The following is a 19,513-nucleotide window of genomic DNA, read 5'->3' as shown; positions in this document are numbered from 1 at the left end:
AAGGTGGCCTGACTTGTATTTGAATCTGGTGGCGGGAGAGTGCGTCGACCTGACGCTGGAGTTTGAATACAGCTATTTGATTGGTGATCCGGAGTCCCCTCTGAAGTTGTGTTGTGAGCCGGACGCGGAGTCGTTGGGGCTGGCGTGTGATCCACCTTTTGGACAGCTGGTCGAGATGGCGGAAGGGCTTATTGAGCTGACTTGGCATATTTGTGCCGAGCGGGAATCCAGTGGACCGTTTGAGTTACATTTCGAGATGCCCCTTTATCAAGGCATGCCGCAATCACCGCCGATCCCCGGGACGATCATCAATTATGAGCAAGAGTTTGACGTATTCTTCGACAGCTTTCCGGTTACGTTCGGAGCGGGTACGGCCTTTCCTTGTCATGGCGCACAACACACATTAACCGTGCGGTCTAAACCTTCCAGTCAGTTTTTGAATACGCATGCGTACCTTCTGATCGTTGGAATAAACCCTGATATGGCGTTCGAACCTTCATTGTCGGATAGCCAGTTGGTGACTCAGGAGGGGGCGACATGGACGCTGAACTGTCTCAATACTTCCCGGAACGGGGAGTTCGATTTAAAACTGGTTCCACAAAAAACGAGCCTGGCCTCTTTACCCTTGAGGATTTCATTGGCGCATAACCTGGTGACTGCCGAACATTTTGGGGGGCCAGTCGAAGGATTCCCGGACTATCCGAGAAAACTGGTTGGCATTCGTGCGATCTCTTCATTTTTGAACACTCCGGCAAGTGATGTGGAGGTTATTCTTGTTAAAGGGAACGATACATCTCGTCCGAGGACTGACGCTAAGGGAGAGCACCAGATCAATGTGGAGGCGGACGTTTATGTCAGGTACTCGATTATCAATAAATATGACGGCAGCACTGCTTGAAGTTTGCTTCTGATCATACACATTACCCAGTGTGCATTTTGTAAAAGAGGCGTATTGCAAATGTCCAGACTTCCATTGTCTTCAACCTGGGGCGCAAACTTCAGGCCTCATTTCGAAGGCATACGATACAGATGGGGCGATCTGGTATTGAACCTGGTAGTGGGTAAGCGTTACACGCTGACAATGGAATATGATGAAAGTTATTTGACGGAGGATCCTGAATCGCCTATCTCCTTACATTGCAGACCGGGACCCCTGGCAAGTGGAATTGAATTCTCTCCTCCAGAGCAACAACTGGTTGACCTTGCATGGGATCCGCACCATTTCAGTAGCGTGACATGGACTATTTCGACGGAACAGGCGCATCCCGGTCCATTCCATCTTTATTTCTCAATGCCTGGTTACCATGGCATGCCTGATTCACCTTCTATTTCAGGACAGATTGAAAGCGTGGTCGTCGATTCCCTGACGTGTGATCGTCCAGTCACTTACACCGGATATGAAGTTAAGGCTCAGGCCCTGGTACTGACTTCTCCGAGTGGTCAACCCGTTTCGGGAGTTGCACTCAGCTGTACCTATGCGGAGCGGCCCCTGCCGTATGCAATCACTGATGAAAAAGGCATTGCATCATTCACTTTCGCGGTAACAGAAATTGGCGAGCATGATTTGGTTGTCACGTCGTTGACAGCCTCTCCCGATTCAAAGACTCAGAAAATAGTGGTCCAGGCATTGCAACCTGCAAGAGTCTATGGCGTGTCTGCCTATCCACTCACTCTGCGTATTGGAGAGTCTTCCAGTATTACGGCGACTGTACGAGATGTGCTGACTCTACAGCCTTCGGAGGGGAGAAAAGTGCATTGGAAGGCAGACGATCAAGAGTTCGATATGAGCTATACGAATTCATCGGGTAAGGCGGAAACGAACTGGGTTGCTACAAGATCCGGAGCGGTAAAGATTTGGGCTTATGTGTATAACCAGAACAATACCGAGGTGGGCTCGGTTGATTTGAATGTTCTGTAAGCAGACGGCGCCAGACCAGGAAAATTGCTCCTCGCTTACAGTACACCTGCTTTTTTCCAGCCAAGGTATCGGGACACGAGTGTTGTACTCAAATGCTCTGGAGGTGTGTCGAGCACAGCTAATCCATGAGTGTTCAAGCGCTGTTGAATGTTGGCTCTGGTGTTCAGGTAGTCCACGGTTGCACAGTAAGTGAGCGCGTCCTGCAAGGTGTTCACCGCCTGCAGGTGCGAGGGTTCAAGAGCTGCTTCCTGCAGACTGACCACCAGCACTTGATGGTGCTGGCCAAGGTGTCTGACGGCATTGAGCAATTCACTATCGTCCTCATCCCGCAGATTGGTCACCAGCACCACCAATGCCCGGCGTTTTTGTCGGGCCAGCACCTGATTCACTGCCGCCGGATAATCAGCAGGTCGTTGCGTGCTGTCGAGGTCGTAAACTCCATTGAGCAGCACATTCAGCTGCCCGGCGCCTTTGACGGGCGCAAGGTAACGCGGCGTGTCGCAGGCAAACGTACACAACCCCACCGCATCGCCCTGGCGCAACGCCACGTAACTCAGCAGCAGGCAGGCATTCAGTGCATGGTCGAAGTGCGACAGCTCCCCATCCTGACTGCGCATCTGTCGCCCGCAATCGAGCATGAAAATAATCTGTTGATCGCGCTCGTCTTCGTACTCCCGGGCAATCGGTGTGCGGTGGCGGGCGGTGGCTTTCCAGTCGATCTGACGCAGGCTGTCGCCTTCGCGAAATTCCCTGAGCTGATGGAATTCCATTCCCAGGCCACGACGCTGGCGCTGACGCACGCCGAGCTGGCTGAGCCAGTTGTCGACCGCCAGCAACTGGCCGCCGTAGAGGCGGGCGAAGTCGGGGTAGACGCGGGTGTGGTCGGTGATGGTCAGCAGGCGTTTGCCGGACCACAGGCCGAAGGGGCTCGGCAGGTTGAGTTCGCAGGTTTCGAAGGTGTAGTGGCCGCGTTTGAGCGGGCGCAGGCGATAGCCGATCAGGCTGCGCTGGCCGGGTTGCAGCTCGGTGGAGAGCGGCAGGTTTTCGTAGCCGAGGCTGTCGGGTACGTGGTCGAAGATTTGAATGGCCAGTGGCTGGTCGAGCTCGTGTTCGACTTCCAGCCGGATATCGCTCCAGCGACCGAGGGCCAGGCTGCCGGGCACCTGTCGTTGCACGCGGGGCGAGGGCAGACGCTTGAGACGCAGCGCGTCCAGCAGGCTCAGCGCAAACAGCGCCAGCAACAAACCCCAGTTGATCGACAACAGGCTCGATGGCACTTCCACATCCAGCGCCTGCAACGTGCCCAGCACAATGCCGATGGCCAGCAGGATCGCCAGCCAGATCAACAGCAGGCGCGAGGGTTTCACAGGCGCGGCGCCGGGATCTGGTCGAGCAATTGCTGGAGCACCTGATCGACTTGCAGGCCTTCGATATCCAGCTCCGGTGCAAGGCGTACGCGGTGGCGCAACACCGCCAGTGCGCAAGCCTTGATGTCGTCGGGAATCACGAATTCACCACCGCGCAGCAAGGCCCGGGCGCGGGCGCAACGGACCAGTGCAATGGAGGCGCGTGGCCCGGCGCCTAGGCTCAGCCCCGGCCAGGTGCGGGTGCTGCGCGCCAGACGCACGGCGTAATCGAGCACCTGATCGTCCAGCGGCAAATCGCTGGCGATGCGTTGCAGGGCTTGCACGTCCTTGGCCTGCAACACCGTGCGCAGCGGTTGCACGTCGAGCATGTCGGCACGGGTCGAGCGGCTGACCTGCCGCACCATGTCCAGCTCCTGATCGGCGTCGGGGTAATCCATGCGCACCTTGAGCATGAAGCGATCGAGCTCGGCTTCGGGCAGCGGATAGGTGCCTTCCTGTTCGATCGGGTTCTGCGTGGCGAGCACCATGAATGGCTGGGCAATCGGCAGGGCCCGGCCTTCGAGGGTCACCTGACGTTCCTGCATCGCTTCGAGCAGGGCGGCTTGGGTCTTGGCCGGGGCGCGGTTGATCTCGTCGGCCAGCAGCAGGTTGGTGAACAGCGGGCCCTTGCGCAGTTTGAACTGCTCGGTTTGCAGGTCGTAGACCGCGTGGCCGGTGACGTCGCTGGGCATCAGGTCCGGGGTGAACTGAATGCGCGCGAACTCGCCGCCGAAGCACTTCGCCAGGGCGCGTACCAACAGGGTCTTGCCGAGGCCGGGAACGCCTTCGAGCAGCACGTGGCCGCCGGCGATCAGCGCGGTCAGCACATCTTCGATCACCGGGTTCTGGCCGATCAGCGCTTTTTGCAATTCGCCGCGTACGGCCTGGGCCAACTGGCTGGCGCGTTGGCGTTGCTGGGCCACATGGCTGGGCGAGCCGGGTTCGATGTGTTCGGTCATAGCGTGTTCCTCAAGGCTTGCAGGTGGGCGACCTGACGGCAGAATTCGGCGCTGGACAGGCGCCGCTTCGGTGCCGGGCTCAGGGCCTGGCTGATGGCACGGGTCGGTTGGCGGGTCAGGCGCGACAGCACCAGCCATTGTTCGGCGACATTCAGTTGGTCGAAACCGGGATGTCGATGACGGGCGCGGCGCAGAACGTCCTGCTGCAACGTTTGCAGCAAGGTCTGCTGGCCGTTGTGACGCAGGATGAAATCGGCACTGGCGCGCAGGTGTTCCATCAACTGTCGACGACCACTCGGTGCCGGCGCCTGCACCGGGCCGTGACGCACGCCGACATGCCACAGCCACAGACCGATCAAGGCAATCAGGGCCACGATGGCTTGCGGAAAATACCGCCAGAGCAGGGCCGGCAGACTGTCGTGCTCGGTGTTGAACAGCAGGGTCACAGCGGTATCGGCGCTCAAATACCAGAGCAGCCAGGCATTGTCGTGTTGCGCAATGGCCGGGGTTTTCCACAGATCGGCATCGGTGACCACGGTGATCGTGCCGAGGCCGAAAGCCAGTTGCATCATGTGCGTGGCTTTCGCGCTATTGGCCCAGGCCTGGGCGAGGTTTTTCGGGTCCTCGAGATGGAAGGCGGTGTCGAATCCGGCGTAGGCGGGTGCGTCCTCGTCTTCCAGATAGAGTTTGGTCAGATTCGGGTAGGGGTCTTCGGCGTCATCCGGTGGCGGATCCTTGAGATCCTTGCTGAAGAGTTGATGCAGTTGCACGCGGTCGAGCAGCAGGTCGTTGCTCTGGCCGGTCTTTTCATCCCAGATCGATTCGGCGACGAACACCAGCCGTCCGCCGGCCCGGGCCCAGTTCAAAACCTGATCGACCTGACGCGGGGTCATTTTCGAGCGGTCGTTGAACATCAGCAGCGTGTGCTGGCGCGGATCAATGTCGGGCAACACGGCGAGGCTTTCGGCATGACTGACGTCGATCCCGCGCTCGCGCAGAAACATCTCCGCTGCCAAATAAGGATTGGCTTGCGCAGCGGGGGACGGGCCGTGATCGACTTCGGCCTGGTACGGCGTGGCCTTGAGGTACAGATAAATGCCCAGCGCACCGAGCAGGGCGACGATTAACGCGCCGCCCAAAAGCCAGAGTGCGCGCCGGTTCAACGGGCAACTCCGTGGCCGAACAGGGACCGCCAGCCATCACACAATTCCTGTTGCAGATGCGCCGCCGGCACGCGGTGCCCGTAGGCCATGTTCTGCCAGTGACCGGTGAGGTGACGGCTATAAGTGAGCAGATCCGGGCGCTGCAACTGTTCGATCCGGGCCAGCACTTCGTTTTCGGTGTCGGCGGGTTTCAAGGTCAGGTTGAATTCGTGAAGCAGATGACTGAGCAACGCCCGATACAGCAAGCCCAATGCCGCGCGCGGCTCGGTTTGCCAGAGCTGTTCCGCGTGGCTGGCGATGTCATCTGGCAGGCTTTCCTTTTGCAGGTCCAGACCAAAGGCCTGTTGCGGCAAGGGCCTTTTTATCTGTTCGGGCAGGTGCGGACGGCGGCTGACGAACGTTTGCAGAAAATCCCGGTAGCGCCAGAGCAGCCAACTGAGTCCGGCGATCACCGCGCCCCACAGCACGACTTCGATCGCCTTGGCCAGGCCGTCGAGGTGTCGGCCGTCCAGCCAGCCAAGCAGGGTTTTCAACCATTGCGGTGCCTCGCCTTCCCTGGTTTTTTCGGCAGCAGCGGGATCTTCGCCGAAGCGATAACGGGTGACGGTTTCCTTGTTCTTGAACGGCGGTTGTTCGAGCAAGGCCTTGATGCTGTCGCGTGATGCCTCGCTGGTCAGTGGCTGGTTCAACAGCCGCGGTGCATCCGGAGCTGTGGCAGGCTCGGCAGCCCAGGCTGAGGGCAACCCCGGCAACAGCAGACACACCGCCAGCAGCAAGCCGATTGCGCTGCTGTTCAAACGCTGGCGCAAGCGGCGGAACACCAGTTCGATGTCCCACGCTTCGAGGACGGTGCGGCGGTTCAGATACAAGCTGAATCCGCAGGCGACATACACCGGCCCCCAGATCACCAGGATCAACGCATAGAACGCATTGGTCAGATGCTCCAGCCAGCGCCATTCGTAGTCGGCCGCGAAGATCAGGCTTTGCCAGTCCCAATCGGTTTCGACCCGTTGCGGCAGTAGCAGATAGAACAACACCATCAGGCCGATCCACAGCGCCGTTTCCAGATGCACACCGATGATCGTCAGCCATTGCGCGGCGCCGGCATTGCGTCGCAGCAGCACCTGTAAACGCTGTTGGCGAGCGGTGCCGTCGAGGCCTTCGAGTTGCAGCACGGGCAGCAGGAAGCTGCGGCTCAGGCTGAAGCGACGCCAGGTCAGGCTGGCGAGCAGTTGCGGCTTGAGCAGGCGCGGCCATTGGCGCAAGGCCTGTTTCAAGGTGGGTGTTTCGCCGAACAGTGCCTTGGACAGGATGTACAGCGGCAGGCGCTCGTAAGCCGGTTTCAGCCACCAGAAGATGAACACGGCGAGTGACGGTGAATCCCACAGCAACAGGCTGAGTATTGCGAACAGCGGCAGGGTGACGAGGGCCCAACTGGTCATCAGCAGGCGCCGGTGCTGCTGGCTCATGAGCACGCCCAGGTCCATGGCTTCCCAGGTGGTGCGCGGACGGATCGCCACGGTGGCGTCACTCAGGCGCATGACGGGTCCTTCCGGCGAACAGCAGATAGATCGCCACGCCGAGCCAGAGCCCGGCGCCGACCAGGTATTTGGTCTGCGGCGAAACCCCGGTGCGCGACGACCAGTAGGCTTCGATAAACGCCGCGATCAACAGAAACAGCATCACGCCGCAGATCAGCAGGATGCTCTGGCGCGCCGCAATCTGCAGGGCTTCGATTCGTGTCAGGCGTCCCGGCGCGATCAACGCCCAACCCAGTTTCAGTCCTGCCGCACCGGCCAGGGCGATGGCGCTGAGTTCGAACGCACCGTGTCCGATCACGAACGACCAGAAGGTCTGGCCGAAGCCAATCTCGCTCAAGTGTCCGGCCACCGCGCCGATGATCAACCCGTTGTAGAACAGGAAAAACGCACTGCCCACTCCCAGCAGCAAACCGCTGGCGAAGGTCTGAAAGGCGATGCCGATGTTGTGCATGATGTAGTAGCCGAACATCACCCAGTCTTCGCTCGCCGCGCGTTCGGCCGAACGCTCGAGATGGCCGGCGGCGGGGTCGTACATGCTCTGCATCTCGCGCACCTGATCGGCGGGGATCAGGTTGTAGACCAGCTCCGGAAACAGGAACACCAGCAAACCGAAACCGGCCAGGCTGCCGAAGAACAGCACGGCGGCGGCGAGTACGAAGCGCCATTCGGCGCGCACCAATTGTGGAAAACCGGCCAGGATGAAACCCAGCACGTTAGCGCCGAGCTGGCTGCGATGACGGTAAAGTTGTTGATGACCGCGCAGCACCAACTGTTGCAAGGAGTCGACCAGAAAACTGCTGTAGCCACGGTCCTGCGCCAGGGCCAGATGCTGGCAGAGTCGCCGATAAGCCTTGGGAAATTCCGCCACCTGCGAAGTGTCCTTGCCCCGTTCCAGACGTTCGAGGGCGAGGCTGAAACGCTCCCATTCGGCCTTGTGGCAGGATTCGAAAAGGCTTTGCTTCATGTCGGCCCCAACAGGCCGCGAGCGATGCCGTTGAGTTCACCGACTGCTTTCGGCGCACTGATGTGCAGCGGCTGGGCCAGCAAGGCAGCGAGTTCGTTGACCCGCGCCGTCGACAGTTCGCCCTGGCGCTCGGCGAAGGCGAGCAGGGCGCGTTGTTCAGTCAGGGTCAGCGGGATCGGCGAACGACGGGGTTCGGCCTCGGGCAACTGTGGACGCATGAGCGAGCGTTCGCTGTAGATCACCAGCGTGCCGGCCGCGATGTCGCCGAGGCGTTTGAAGGTCGGGTGTTGCAGGCAACTGATCGCACCGAGGAAATAGCCGAACGGCATCAGGTCGACAAATCGCAGCAGGTTGCGCAGCAGGGAAGCCGACCAGCCGACCGGCGTGCCATCGTCGTGCACCACTCGCAAGCCCATCCATTGCTTGCCCGGCGAACGGCCTTGACGCAGTACTTCGAACAACACCATGTACCACCAGCTCACCACGAACAGCAGCAGTGAGCCCAGGCCGATACCGAGTTTGCCGAGCAGCGCCAGCACCATGAGCAGCAAGCCCAGGATCAGCCCGCGCAACCCCAGATCAATGGTGAACGCCACGGCGCGCACCATCAGGCCGGCGGGACGCAGCGGCAGGTCGATGCCTTCCGGCGTTTCGACCTGATGCCGTGTGTCCAGTGGCGGGGCCAGCGGTGCTTTCCTTGGCGGTGCTGTGGTCTCGAGCATGGGCTACCTGATGTTGCCGGATCGGGATGCAAGTGCGTCCGATGCTAGCAGCCTCTCGGGGGGAAACGACATAACTATGTCATACACATCCTTCAACCAAAGGTGACTGAATGATGCGGTGCTGGCCGCGACCGCGGTCGAACGCCTAGACTTTGCCGATCTTCAGTTCAGGAACCGCCCGTGACTTCCATCTTCTGGTACGACTACGAAACCACCGGCATCAATCCCCGATGCGACCGCCCGTTGCAGGTGGCCGGGATCCGCACCGACCATGAACTCAACGAAATCGATGCGCCGGTCAATCTCTACTGCCAGCCCAGCGAAGACATCTTGCCGCACCCGGCGGCGTGTGCGATCACCGGGATCACGCCGAGCCGCCTCGCCGAGCAAGGCTTGAGCGAAGCCGACTTCATGACCCGGGTCCACGCCCAACTCGCGGCTCCCGGCACTTGCGGCGCCGGGTACAACACCCTGCGCTTCGACGACGAAATGACCCGCTACAGCCTGTACCGCAACTTTTTCGATCCCTACGCCCGTGAATGGCAGGGCGGCAACAGTCGCTGGGACTTGATCGATGTGGTGCGCGCCGCCTACGCATTGCGCCCCGATGGCCTGGTCTGGCCGACCGATGATGAAGGCCGGGTGACGCTCAAGCTCGAACGCCTGACCGCCGCCAATGGCATCGATCACGGCAATGCTCACGAAGCCTTGTCGGATGTTCGCGCCACGATTGCCCTGGCCCGGTTGATCCGCCAGAAGCAGCCGAGGCTGTATGACTGGCTGTTCCAGTTGCGCAGCAAACAGAAGGTCATGGACCAGATTCGTCTGTTGCAGCCGATAGTGCACATTTCCGGCCGCTTCTCGGCCGCGCGCAGTTATATCGGCGTGGTGCTGCCGCTGGCCTGGCACCCACGCAACAAGAACGCGTTGATCGTTTGTGATCTGCACCTGGATCCGCAGGGGCTGCTCGACCTGGATGCCGAAACTTTGCGTCAGCGCCTGTATACCCGGCGTGACGACCTGGCCGAAGGCGAGTTGCCGGTGCCGCTCAAACTCATTCACATCAACAAGTGCCCGGTGGTGGCGCCGTTGGCGGTGCTGCGTGCTGAAGATCAACAGCGTCTGGGTCTGGACATGGCGTTGTATCAGGCACGTGCCTTGCGACTAAGTGACGCACAACAAGTTTGGAAAGATAAAGTCTCGGCGATTTATGCCAGCGAAGATTTCACCTCGAGTGAAGATCCCGAACAACAGTTGTACAACGGATTTATCGGTGATCGCGATCGTCGTTTATGTGAGCAAGTGAGGGCGACCGATCCTGCTCAATTGGCGCGAGAGCAATGGCCGTTCGATGACGAACGTTTGCCTGAATTGTTGTTTCGATATCGAGCACGTAACTTTCCCGATACGTTGAATTTCGAAGAGCAAGAGCGCTGGAAAATCTTTTGTCGGCAACGCCTGTCCGAGCCGGAGTGGGGGGCGCCTAATACCTTGCAATCTTTTGCCGAGGCCATGGAGCAATGGCGGGTTAGTGCTGCGCCGATGCAGGCCGAGGTGCTGGTTGAATGGCAGAACTATGTCCAGGCATTGCGCAAACGTTTGAATCTTTGAAATCGAACATGTCCGGCGCTTGAATGTCGGGCATAAAAAAACGCCAGCGTTCGCTGGCGTTTTTTGTATCACAGAAGCGCTCTGCGACAAGGGTTGCGGCTTAGCCCAGCAGGGTAGCCCAGCCTTCAACCACGTCACCGCCCCACTTGGCTTTCCACTCTTTCAGAGTTTTGTGGTTGCCACCTTTGGTTTCGATGACTTCGCCGTTGTGCGGGTTCTTGTATTGCTTAACTTTGCGAGCACGCTTGGTGCCGGTAGTTTTGGCTGCGCCGCCACGTGGAGCCTTGGTTTTGGACTCTGGATCCAGCAGCGCGATGATGTCGCGCAGGGATTTGGAATATTCGCCCATCAGTGTGCGCAGTTTGCCTTCGAATTCCAGCTCGGCTTGCAGTTTGTCGTCTTGCGACAGGTTCTTCAAACGGGCTTGCAGCTCTTTGATAGCTTCTTCGGTGGCACGATATTCGTTGATCAAGGACATGATTACTACCTTATGTGGGAGTGCGCGATGGCAGGGGACAGTGCGGCAATAATAGTCAGGCTGTTTCATCAAGTAAACATTTAACCGGGGTTTTTATTTGAATTAGTTACGTTGAAAAGCCCTGAATTGAATGTTCAGTTAAATATTGTGATGGAGTCTTCACAGATATTCACACAGCTCTGTTCAAGCATGGCTATTGCAACGCCATCATTCTGGCGTTTACGCGCGTCAAAAAAGCTGCGACGGGCTGCGGTGAGGCTCCTTGGGTCATCAATACTGCAGTTTTCCCGCGCAGTCGCTAGAATGGCGGCCTTTGCGAAGTTCTGGAGTTTCCCCCTCATGCGCACTTTTCGGTTGGTGATTTCTTGCCCGGACCGCGTTGGCATCGTTGCCAAAGTCAGTAACTTTCTGGCGGCCCACAATGGCTGGATCACCGAAGCGAGCCACCACTCGGATAACCAGGTCGGCTGGTTCTTCATGCGTCACGAAATCCGTGCCGATTCCCTGCCTTTCGGTATCGAGGTGTTGCGCGAGAAGTTTGCACCGATCGCCGAAGAGTTCTCGATGGACTGGCGCATCACCGACACCGAGCAGAAAAAACGCGTGGTGCTGATGGCCAGCCGCGAATCCCACTGCCTGGCTGATCTGCTGCACCGCTGGCACAGCGACGAGCTGGATTGCGAGATCTCCTGCGTGATTTCCAACCACGACGACCTGCGCAGCATGGTCGAGTGGCATGGCATTCCTTATTACCACGTGCCGGTCAATCCGCAGGACAAGCAACCGGCCTTCGATGAAGTGTCGCGTCTGGTCAAGCAGCACGACGCCGAAGTGGTGGTGCTGGCGCGCTACATGCAGATCCTGCCGCCGGACATGTGCCGCGAATACGCGCACAAGGTCATCAACATTCACCACAGCTTCCTGCCGTCGTTCGTCGGTGCCAAGCCGTACCATCAGGCTTCGATGCGCGGCGTGAAGCTGATCGGTGCGACCTGCCACTACGTGACCGAAGAGCTGGATGCCGGCCCGATCATCGAGCAGGACGTGGTGCGTGTCAGCCACAGCGACAGTATCGAAGACATGGTGCGTTTTGGCCGTGACGTCGAGAAGATGGTGCTGGCCCGTGGCCTGCGTTATCACCTGGAAGACCGCGTGCTGGTGCACGGCAACAAGACCGTGGTGTTCTGATTCAGGATCGCTCCCACGCAGAGCGTGGGAGCGATCCATGGACCGTGAGGAATGACCGATGAGCGATCCACTGGACAAAGCCACTTCCAAGGCACCCGCCACCCTGGGCGAAGGCTGCCTGAGTCGTTATGACCCGGATGACCTGAGCCCGGAGGACGGTACGGAGTTTCCCGGTGCTGCCGAACTGTGGGAACAGCTCAAGGACGAAGAGGATGACCTCAAGAAGCCTGTCTGACGCTCAGCAGCTTTTTCAGCAACGGCCGGCCCAGCATCAATAGAAACACCGGGCCACCCACCAGCAGATAGAAGTAATACGTCACCACCCGCCAGATCAGGATCGCCGCCGCCGCGGTGGACTTGCCGACCATCGGCGCCAGCAGCGCCGCCGAGGTCAATTCCGCTGCACCGGCACCGCCCGGCAACAGGCTGAATTGCCCCGCTCCCAGCGAAAGCATCTGGATCAGAAAGGTCCAGGCCCACTGCACATCCGTCCCCAGCCCGCGCAACGCCAGATACAGCACGCTGTATCGCAGCGACCAATGCACGCAGGTCAGGACGAACACCTTGATCAATGTCGCCCAGGGCAACTTCAGCGCATCGGTGAAAGCTGCCAGAAAGTGCAGTAACTGCCGCGCCCAGCGCCGTCGAGTTCGCGGTTCGATGTTCATCCCGGCCAGCAGTCGTCCGCTCAAGCGGATCAAACGGCGGTGATAGCGCGCGACCAATATGCAGCTCAGCAAGCCCCCGGACAATGACACGGCGCTGACAATCAGCAGCCATTCCATACGATCGCTCAGATGCTGGAACAGCGCGTAGATCAGAATTCCGCTCAGGGCGCAGAGAAAAAACAGCAGATCGCTCAACTGATCCATCGCAAACACGGCGCTGCCCCGGGCCGGGCGCACGCCGCTGCGCGCCAGTAGCGCCATGATCGTCAACGGCCCTCCGCTGCCGCCGGGCGTGGCGCACCAGGCGAATTCGGCCGCCATCACCACCCCGAGGCTTTTCACGGGCGTGACCCGGTCTCGCTGATCGCCGAGCAGCAGCCGCAGGCGCAGGGTGTTGATGCCCCAGCACAGCAGCACCATGGCGAACATGATCAACAGCCAATTCAGCGGGAAAGCCTGCAGGCGCTCCCAGGTCTCGCCGCCGCCGAGCAGGACAGGAACCGCCACGGCCACCAGCAGGCCGATCAGCAGCAGAATGCCGCGACTCAAGCGGCACGCTCGGCTTGAGTGCGCTGGCGTGTCAGCCAGTCGATTTTGGTCATGGGCACGCGTCCGTCCGCCAGCAGTCGTTCAAGGGTGCGCCACCAGTAATCCCGGGAAAAGCGGTGACGCATGTCCACCGGGTGCAAGCCTAGACGAATTACCGGCGCCTGACGCCAGCGCTGCTCTCGCTGTTCGCTGACGATCTTTGACACACCGCGACGCCAGGCACTGCGCGCGCTCCACACCAGTCCGGGGGCCTCGACCGCCGCGAAATCCGGCAAGTGATAAAGATGCTGCGGATCGCTGGTGTAGCGCAGCGGCAATTCGCGCAGTGCTTCGCGCGTGCCGGCGCTCATCAACCAGGCCGGGGCCACGAAACCGTGCAGCGGCCAGTCGTGGCGTCGAAACAGATCGATGCCCGGGCGCAGGCGGGCGAGGGCGGCTTCACGGGACAACTGATAGAACTCGCCTTCATGGGTGTAGACCCGGCGCATGAACCAGTCGCGAGCAGTACGCGGGCCGGGCTCGGTGTCCTCATGAAAGTGGCCGTGCAGCGCCAGTTCATCGCCGCGGGCGACGCGCTCGTCGAGCATGCGACAGAACTCCGGGTGGGCCTCAAGGGCGTCGTGGCGATGGAAGTCCGGGACCACCAGCCACGTCATCGGGATGTTGCCCAACCGGTCAACGGCTTCGACGAACCCTCGATAATCGGCCCACGTGGAGGGTGCCACGTCATGCAGCACCAGCATTACCGCCGGACGCTCGTGAGATTCAGCCATTGGCCACCCGAGGAACCGAATCGCCGAGAACCGCGTGGTAATGGCTCAGCAGGCTGTCGACCACCGTGTCCCAGGCGTAATGCCGTTCGACATGTTGGCGTGCCTGTCGACCGATTACGTCAGTCCCGCGACTGAACAGTTCGCGCACGGCATTGGCCATGGCTTGCGCATTGTTCGGCGCGCAGAGCAGGCCGCAGGATTCGCTGACGATTTCTTCGAACGCCCCGGCCGCCACCGCCACCACCGGAATGCCACAAGCCATGGCCTCCAGGATCACCAGGCCGAAGGTTTCCTGATCGCCGGCATGGATCAGCGCGTCGGCACTGGCCATCAACCGCGCGACCTGTACGGCAGGGCAGAACCGGTCGATCACGCTGACGTTGTCCGGGACGGACGCCGGCATCGACGAGCCGACCAGCAACAAGTGATAACGCAGCCCCAGGCGTTTCATGCAGTCGAGCAGCACCGGCAGGTTTTTCTCCTTGGAACCGCGACCGGCAAAGATCAGCAGGCGCGTGTCCTCGGCGATCCCCAGCTCGGCGCGTAATCCAGCGTCGCGGGCATCCGGGTGGAAGGTCTGAAGGTCAACGCCCAGGGGCTGCACATATACGTTACGTACCCCCAGTCTGCTGAGCTTGTCGGCCATGACCTGGCTGGGTGCCAGCACCCGGTCGAAATTGCCGTACAACTTGCGCACATACGCATCGACATTTGGCGTGACCCAATGGCCCATGCGGTTGCCCACCAGCAGCGGCAGGTCCGAGTGGTAGAAACCGATCACCGGCACATCCAGTTGTCGCCGTGCATCGAGCGCGGCCCAGGCGGTGAGGTACGGGTCGCCGACTTCGATCAGATCGGGTTGCAGATCCTGCAGGACGTTTCGCCAAGGGGCCAGGCGCAGGGGAAAACGATAGCCCTTGCCGAAGGGCAGGGCAGGGGCGGGAACCGTATAAACGCCGTCAGACTCACCAAAATCCGCCCCGGGGATCAGCAGGCTGTGGCGGATGCCGGGCTTGCCCCCCAGCCGACGGTGCTTGGCATCCAGATAGGTGCGCACGCCGCCGCTGGCCGGGGCGTAGAACATGGTGATGTCAGCGATATGCACGGTGAACGTCCCTCCGCAGTGATCTCCCTTGGTTGACCTTTATCAAGAATAGATGTTCGGTCGGGGTTTCGCGGTGGGGGGCGGCAGGGGGATTTGTGCTGGGGTTGAGGGCGTCAGGCCCTCACCCTAACCCTCTCCCAGGGGGAGAGGGGACTGACCGAGGTGTTTGGTCGTGATACATCGACCTGAAAGTTTCGCGCCGAGCTCAGGACCTGAAAACCCTGAAGATCTGCTCCCTTTCCCCCTCGCCCCCTTGGGGGAGAGGGTTGGGGGTGAGGGGGTAGGCTTTTGATCTTGATCTTAGATCCGGAAACTACCCACCAACTGCTTCAGTCTCGAAGCCTGCTGCTCCAGATCCGAGCAGGCACGCAACGTCGCCTGCAAGTTCTCGACACCTTCCTGGTTCAGCGTATTGATCTCGGTAATATCCACGTTGATCGACTCGACCACGGCAGTCTGTTCCTCGGTCGCGGTCGCCACCGACTGGTTCATCCCGTCGATTTCACCAATGCGCTGGGTCACGCTGTTCAGGCGCTCGCCGGCGAGGTTGGCGATGTCCACGCTGTCCTGGCTGTGTCGCTGGCTGTCGCTCATGGTGCTGACGGATTCGCGGGCGCCGACTTGCAGCTCCTCGATCATGGTCTGCACCTGTTGCGCCGATTCCTGGGTGCGGTGGGCGAGGTTGCGCACCTCGTCCGCCACCACCGCAAAACCGCGCCCGGCTTCACCGGCCCGCGCTGCCTCGATGGCCGCGTTGAGCGCCAGCAGATTGGTTTGCTGGGAAATGCTGGTGATCACTTCCAGGATCTGGCCGATGTTCACGGTCTTGCTGTTCAGCGATTCGATATTGCTGCTGGATGCGCTGAGCATGCTCGACAGTTGATTCATCGCCTTGATGCTGCGCTCCACCACTTGCTGGCCGTCTTCAGCCAGGCCACGGGCGTCGCTGGCCTGGGTCGAGGCTTGTGCGGCGTTGCGAGCGATTTCCTGGGCGGCGGCGCCGAGCTGGTTGATCGCCGCCGCCACGCTGTTGGTGCGCGAGGCTTGCTGGTCGGAGTTGTACATCGACGAGTTCGAGGCCGCGACTACCCGCAGGGCGACTTCGTTGACCTGGCCGGTGGCCGACGACACTTCGCGGATCGAGCCGTGGATACGTTCGACGAAACGGTTGAACGCCGTGCCGAGCACGCCGAATTCGTCCTGGTTCTGGATGGTCAGGCGCTTGGTCAGGTCGCCTTCGCCGTCGGCGATGTCTTCCATGGCGCGGGTCATCACGTGCAGCGGCTGGATCAGAATGCGGATCAGCATGCCGAGCAGGGCGATGATGATCGCCACCGCAATCACGGTGGCGATCACCGCCGAGGTGCGGAATTCGCTGAGCATCGAGAAGGCTTTGTCTTTGTCCACCGACAGGCCGATGTACCAGTTCACCGACGGCAGGCCTTTGATCGGGGTGAAGTTGACGATGCGGGTCTTGCCGTCGACGGTGACTTCAGTGAAGTCGCTGCTGATGCGCGGGGTGTCCTGCGGATAGGCTTCCTTCAAGGACTTCATCACCAGGGCCTTGTCCGGGTGCACCAGAATCTTGCCGTCGGCGCTGACCAGGAACGCGTAACCCATGCCAGAGAAATCCCGGGCGCTGAGGGTGTTGATCAGGGTTTGCAGGCTCAGATCGCCGCCCACCACGCCCACGCTCTGGCCGGCCTTTTTCGCGGCGGTGGCGATGGAAATGATGGTCTGGCCGGTGGCGGCGTCGATGTACGGTTCGGTCAGGGTCGAGGTGCTGCTGCTTTCCGCACCTTTATACCAAGGGCGAACGCGCGGATCGAAACCGTCCGGCATCTTCGCATCCGGGCGGATGGTGAAGTGCCCGGTGGCATCGCCCAGGTAGGACGCCATGAAAGTCGAAGTCAGGGCTTTCTGTTCCAGCAGGCTGGCGACGGCGGCAGGCTCGGGGTTGATCGCAATGTTCTGGGCAGCGTTCTCGATCAGCAGGATGCGCCCGCTGAGCCAGGTCTGAATGTTGTCGGCTGTGACCTCGCCCATCTCGTTGAGGTAATTGTCCAGGTCCTCGCGGATCGCATTGCGTTGCAACCAGTCGTTGTACAGCGTGAACGAGGCGAAGGCGGCAATAACGATGAGGGCGGCGGCAAGCAAAATTTTATGGCTGAAACGCAGATTTTTGTTCATGGCTTGGGGTTCCGCTAAGGTCTTATTATTCAGGGCGTGCTTCTATAGATGCTCGCTAGGTGGGCTTGATGAGTACAAGCAGGTATTTCCGCTTCTCCTTAGGGAAATCTCCGATGCGGATGTCAGTCGCATCTGTCACCTTTAGCTATCGGCCATGCTCGACAAAGATTAACCATTGGGTGACCAAATGCCTGACTCCTTGCAACTCGTAATCGGCGCCGACCTCGCCGGGCAACCGATCGCCCAGGCCATGCGCCTGGCCAACCGTCACGGGCTGGTGGCCGGGGCCACCGGTACCGGCAAGACCGTCACCTTGCAGCGTCTGGCCGAGGCGTTCAGCGACGCCGGCGTCGCGGTGTTCGCCGCCGACGTCAAGGGCGACCTGTGCGGCCTCGGTGCTGCCGGCAATCCCCAGGGCAAGATTGCCGAGCGCATCGCCGGCATGCCGTGGCTCAATCACAAGCCTCAGGCGTATCCCGTGACCTTGTGGGACATTCACGGTCAGTCCGGTCATCCGTTGCGCACCACGCTGAGCGAAATGGGCCCGCTGCTGATCGGCGCCTTGCTGGAACTGACCGACAGCCAGCAATCGGCGTTGTACGCCGCTTTCAAGGTGGCGGATCGCGAAGGCCTGTTGCTGCTGGACCTCAAAGACCTCAAAGCGTTGCTCAATCACCTGAAGGACAATCCGCAGCTGTTGGGCGAAGACGCGGCGCTGTTCACCACCGGCTCCAGCCAGGCGCTGTTGCGGCGTCTGGCCACGCTGGAGCAGCAGGGCGCCGAGGCGTTGTTCGGCGAACCGGCGCTGCAACTGGAAGATATTCTGCAACCGACCGCTGACGGTCGCGGGCGCATCCATTTGCTCGACGCCAGTCGTCTGGTGCATGAAGCGCCGAAGGTCTACGCGACCTTCCTGCTGTGGCTGCTGGCCGAGCTGTTCGAGCAATTACCGGAACGCGGCGATGCCGATAAACCGTTGCTGGCGCTGTTCTTCGATGAGGCGCATTTGTTGTTTGGCGATACGCCGAAGGCGTTGCAGGAGCGGCTGGAGCAAGTGGTGCGGCTGATCCGTTCCAAAGGTGTGGGCGTGTATTTCGTCACCCAGTCGCCGGGCGATCTGCCGGACGATGTGCTGGCGCAACTGGGGCTGCGGATCCAGCACGGCCTGCGCGCGTTCACCGCCAAGGAGCAGAAATCCCTGCGGGCGGTGGCGGACGGCTTCCGGCCGAATCCGGCGTTCGACACGTTATCGGTGCTCACCGAACTCGGGATCGGCGAGGCTTTGGTCGGCACGCTGCAAGAGAAGGGCACGCCGGAAATGGTGCAGCGGGTGCTGGTGGCACCGCCGCAATCGCGGATCGGGCCGTTGACCGAGACCGAACGCACGATGCTGATCGCCGGTTCGCCGTTCAAGGGCCGTTATGACAAGCCGATCGACCGGGAGTCGGCCTATGAAATTCTGATGGGCCGCAAGGGGCTGGGACCGGAGGCGGAAGCGGCGCCGGGCAAACCGGCGATTGAGGAGCCGAGCCTGGCGGACAAGGCCGGAGAGTTCCTCGGGACGGCGGCGGGGCAGGCGCTCAAGTCTGCGATGCGCCAGGCAGCGAATTCGCTGGGTAAACAGTTGGTGCGCGGTCTGATGGGGTCATTGCTCGGGGGCAGCAAACGCCGCTGATCAACCAAGGCTCAGGGTTTAGGTTTGGCGTGGGCGGCCAGTCGTTCCAGTGCCGCTCGCAGATTCGGATCGCTGATCCCGTCGGCGGTAGCCTGGATGGTCGCCGCCGCATCCGTCGACAGGTCGATCGTCGGCCCGTTCGCCTCGCGCTGGAGGGTCGGTGGCCGCACGGCGAATTTTATCCGTGTCAGATTGGCGAACTCATCGAACATCTGCAGTTGCCGTTGCAGGCGTTTCTGCTGATAGCGCAGGCGCGTGGCCCAATGGCCGTCGGTGACGATCAGCAACAGTTCGCCTTCGCGCCACTTGGCTACGTGGCAGTGCGCGCGGGCGGCAGGTTGCAGCTGGCTTTCGAGCAGACGTTGCAGATGGGCCAGACGCTGGGCATGACCGAGGATGGCTTTCAACGGCCTGGCTTCGCGTAGCAGAACGGCGGGCGCTCTGGCTGTGAGAGGGCGAAATGCCATGATCTAGGACCTGAAGTGACAGAGGCGCCATGGTAGCAGATGGCAGCCATTTCACTCGCCCATTGCTTTTGTCCCTGCTTTGCCCATTAAATCAACGACTAACTTCTTCCCTGTACGGCTTGAAGTTGAGCAAAAC

Annotated in this window: 18 protein-coding genes and 1 pseudogene; 6 read left to right on the top strand and 13 right to left on the bottom strand. The window is 60.6% G+C overall.

The window, feature by feature from the left end:
- Positions 1–13: 13 nt before the first annotated feature.
- A complete protein-coding gene (locus L6D74_RS21690; protein ID WP_236190307.1) occupies positions 14–898 on the top strand; it encodes a hypothetical protein in 885 nt (294 codons plus the stop codon).
- 60 nt (positions 899–958) lie between these two features.
- Entirely contained in the window at positions 959–1,918 is a 960-nt protein-coding gene (locus L6D74_RS21685; RefSeq protein ID WP_236190306.1) for a carboxypeptidase-like regulatory domain-containing protein, read from the top strand.
- Between the two features lie 35 nt (positions 1,919–1,953).
- Here L6D74_RS21685 and L6D74_RS21680 read toward each other — a convergent pair whose 3' ends face one another.
- From L6D74_RS21680 to L6D74_RS21655, 6 genes are read right to left on the bottom strand one after another with little or no spacing between them, the layout of a single operon-like run.
- Positions 1,954–3,285, bottom strand: a complete 1,332-nt coding sequence (locus L6D74_RS21680; protein ID WP_236190305.1) for a DUF58 domain-containing protein — start codon at positions 3,283–3,285, stop codon at positions 1,954–1,956.
- Positions 3,282–4,283 carry an AAA family ATPase gene (locus L6D74_RS21675; protein WP_236190304.1) on the bottom strand — a complete coding sequence of 334 codons (1,002 nt, stop codon included), beginning with the start codon at positions 4,281–4,283 and terminating at the stop codon, positions 3,282–3,284. The genes L6D74_RS21680 and L6D74_RS21675 overlap by 4 nt, the downstream gene beginning before the upstream one ends.
- The gene (locus L6D74_RS21670) at positions 4,280–5,446 is read right to left on the bottom strand and encodes a DUF4350 domain-containing protein (protein ID WP_236190303.1); all 1,167 of its coding nucleotides are present in this window, start codon (positions 5,444–5,446) and stop codon (positions 4,280–4,282) included. The genes L6D74_RS21675 and L6D74_RS21670 overlap by 4 nt, the downstream gene beginning before the upstream one ends.
- The gene (locus tag L6D74_RS21665) at positions 5,443–6,987 is read right to left on the bottom strand and encodes a DUF4129 domain-containing protein (RefSeq protein ID WP_236190302.1); all 1,545 of its coding nucleotides are present in this window, start codon (positions 6,985–6,987) and stop codon (positions 5,443–5,445) included. Before L6D74_RS21665 ends, L6D74_RS21670 begins: the two co-directional genes overlap by 4 nt.
- Positions 6,974–7,951: a stage II sporulation protein M gene (locus L6D74_RS21660; RefSeq protein WP_236190300.1), complete on the bottom strand. Its 978-nt coding sequence runs from the start codon at positions 7,949–7,951 to the stop codon at positions 6,974–6,976. Before L6D74_RS21660 ends, L6D74_RS21665 begins: the two co-directional genes overlap by 14 nt.
- Entirely contained in the window at positions 7,948–8,673 is a 726-nt protein-coding gene (locus L6D74_RS21655) for an RDD family protein (RefSeq protein ID WP_236190298.1), read from the bottom strand. The genes L6D74_RS21660 and L6D74_RS21655 overlap by 4 nt, the downstream gene beginning before the upstream one ends.
- A 180-nt stretch (positions 8,674–8,853) precedes the next feature.
- Here L6D74_RS21655 and sbcB point away from each other — a divergent pair, with 180 nt between their 5' ends.
- Positions 8,854–10,284, top strand: coding sequence for an exodeoxyribonuclease I (gene sbcB, locus L6D74_RS21650; RefSeq protein ID WP_236190297.1), 1,431 nt, complete (start codon positions 8,854–8,856; stop codon positions 10,282–10,284).
- Positions 10,285–10,384: 100 nt separating this feature from the next.
- Here sbcB and mvaT read toward each other — a convergent pair whose 3' ends face one another.
- Positions 10,385–10,762, bottom strand: coding sequence for a histone-like nucleoid-structuring protein MvaT (gene mvaT, locus L6D74_RS21645; protein WP_007951234.1), 378 nt, complete (start codon positions 10,760–10,762; stop codon positions 10,385–10,387).
- Positions 10,763–11,101: 339 nt separating this feature from the next.
- Here mvaT and purU point away from each other — a divergent pair, with 339 nt between their 5' ends.
- A complete protein-coding gene (purU, locus tag L6D74_RS21640) occupies positions 11,102–11,950 on the top strand; it encodes a formyltetrahydrofolate deformylase (RefSeq protein ID WP_011335666.1) in 849 nt (282 codons plus the stop codon).
- Positions 11,951–12,008: 58 nt separating this feature from the next.
- Entirely contained in the window at positions 12,009–12,185 is a 177-nt protein-coding gene (locus tag L6D74_RS21635; protein ID WP_007951232.1) for a hypothetical protein, read from the top strand.
- Here L6D74_RS21635 and L6D74_RS21630 read toward each other — a convergent pair.
- The 5 genes and pseudogenes from L6D74_RS21630 to L6D74_RS30150 form a co-directional block, all read right to left on the bottom strand.
- Positions 12,169–13,167: a glucosaminyl phosphatidylglycerol flippase gene (locus tag L6D74_RS21630; protein ID WP_236190296.1), complete on the bottom strand. Its 999-nt coding sequence runs from the start codon at positions 13,165–13,167 to the stop codon at positions 12,169–12,171. The two genes, L6D74_RS21635 and L6D74_RS21630, sit on opposite strands and share 17 nt — an antisense overlap.
- Positions 13,164–13,940: an N-acetylglucosaminyl phosphatidylglycerol deacetylase gene (locus L6D74_RS21625; protein ID WP_236190295.1), complete on the bottom strand. Its 777-nt coding sequence runs from the start codon at positions 13,938–13,940 to the stop codon at positions 13,164–13,166. Before L6D74_RS21625 ends, L6D74_RS21630 begins: the two co-directional genes overlap by 4 nt.
- The gene (locus L6D74_RS21620) at positions 13,933–15,045 is read right to left on the bottom strand and encodes an N-acetylglucosaminyl phosphatidylglycerol synthase (RefSeq protein WP_236190294.1); all 1,113 of its coding nucleotides are present in this window, start codon (positions 15,043–15,045) and stop codon (positions 13,933–13,935) included. The genes L6D74_RS21625 and L6D74_RS21620 overlap by 8 nt, the downstream gene beginning before the upstream one ends.
- Before the next feature lie 300 nt (positions 15,046–15,345).
- Entirely contained in the window at positions 15,346–16,110 is a 765-nt protein-coding gene (locus L6D74_RS30155; RefSeq protein ID WP_371855245.1) for a methyl-accepting chemotaxis protein, read from the bottom strand.
- Positions 16,111–16,203: 93 nt separating this feature from the next.
- Positions 16,204–17,235: pseudogene (locus tag L6D74_RS30150) on the bottom strand (HAMP domain-containing protein); the annotation flags it as partial.
- Between the two features lie 187 nt (positions 17,236–17,422).
- On the opposite strand from L6D74_RS30150, the gene L6D74_RS21610 reads away from it, so the two are divergent.
- Positions 17,423–18,910 (top strand): helicase HerA-like domain-containing protein, encoded by a 1,488-nt coding sequence (locus L6D74_RS21610; protein WP_085647613.1) that lies wholly within the window; start codon positions 17,423–17,425, stop codon positions 18,908–18,910.
- Between the two features lie 11 nt (positions 18,911–18,921).
- Here L6D74_RS21610 and L6D74_RS21605 read toward each other — a convergent pair whose 3' ends face one another.
- Positions 18,922–19,377 carry a DUF721 domain-containing protein gene (locus tag L6D74_RS21605; RefSeq protein ID WP_085610816.1) on the bottom strand — a complete coding sequence of 152 codons (456 nt, stop codon included), beginning with the start codon at positions 19,375–19,377 and terminating at the stop codon, positions 18,922–18,924.
- Between the last annotated feature and the right edge of the window lie 136 nt (positions 19,378–19,513).

Origin of the sequence: Pseudomonas pharyngis, from assembly GCF_021602345.1 — a bacterium.
GTDB lineage: Bacteria > Pseudomonadota > Gammaproteobacteria > Pseudomonadales > Pseudomonadaceae > Aquipseudomonas > Aquipseudomonas pharyngis.
Note: the sequence above shows the minus strand (reverse complement) of the source record. Positions and strands in the feature narration are given on the sequence as shown.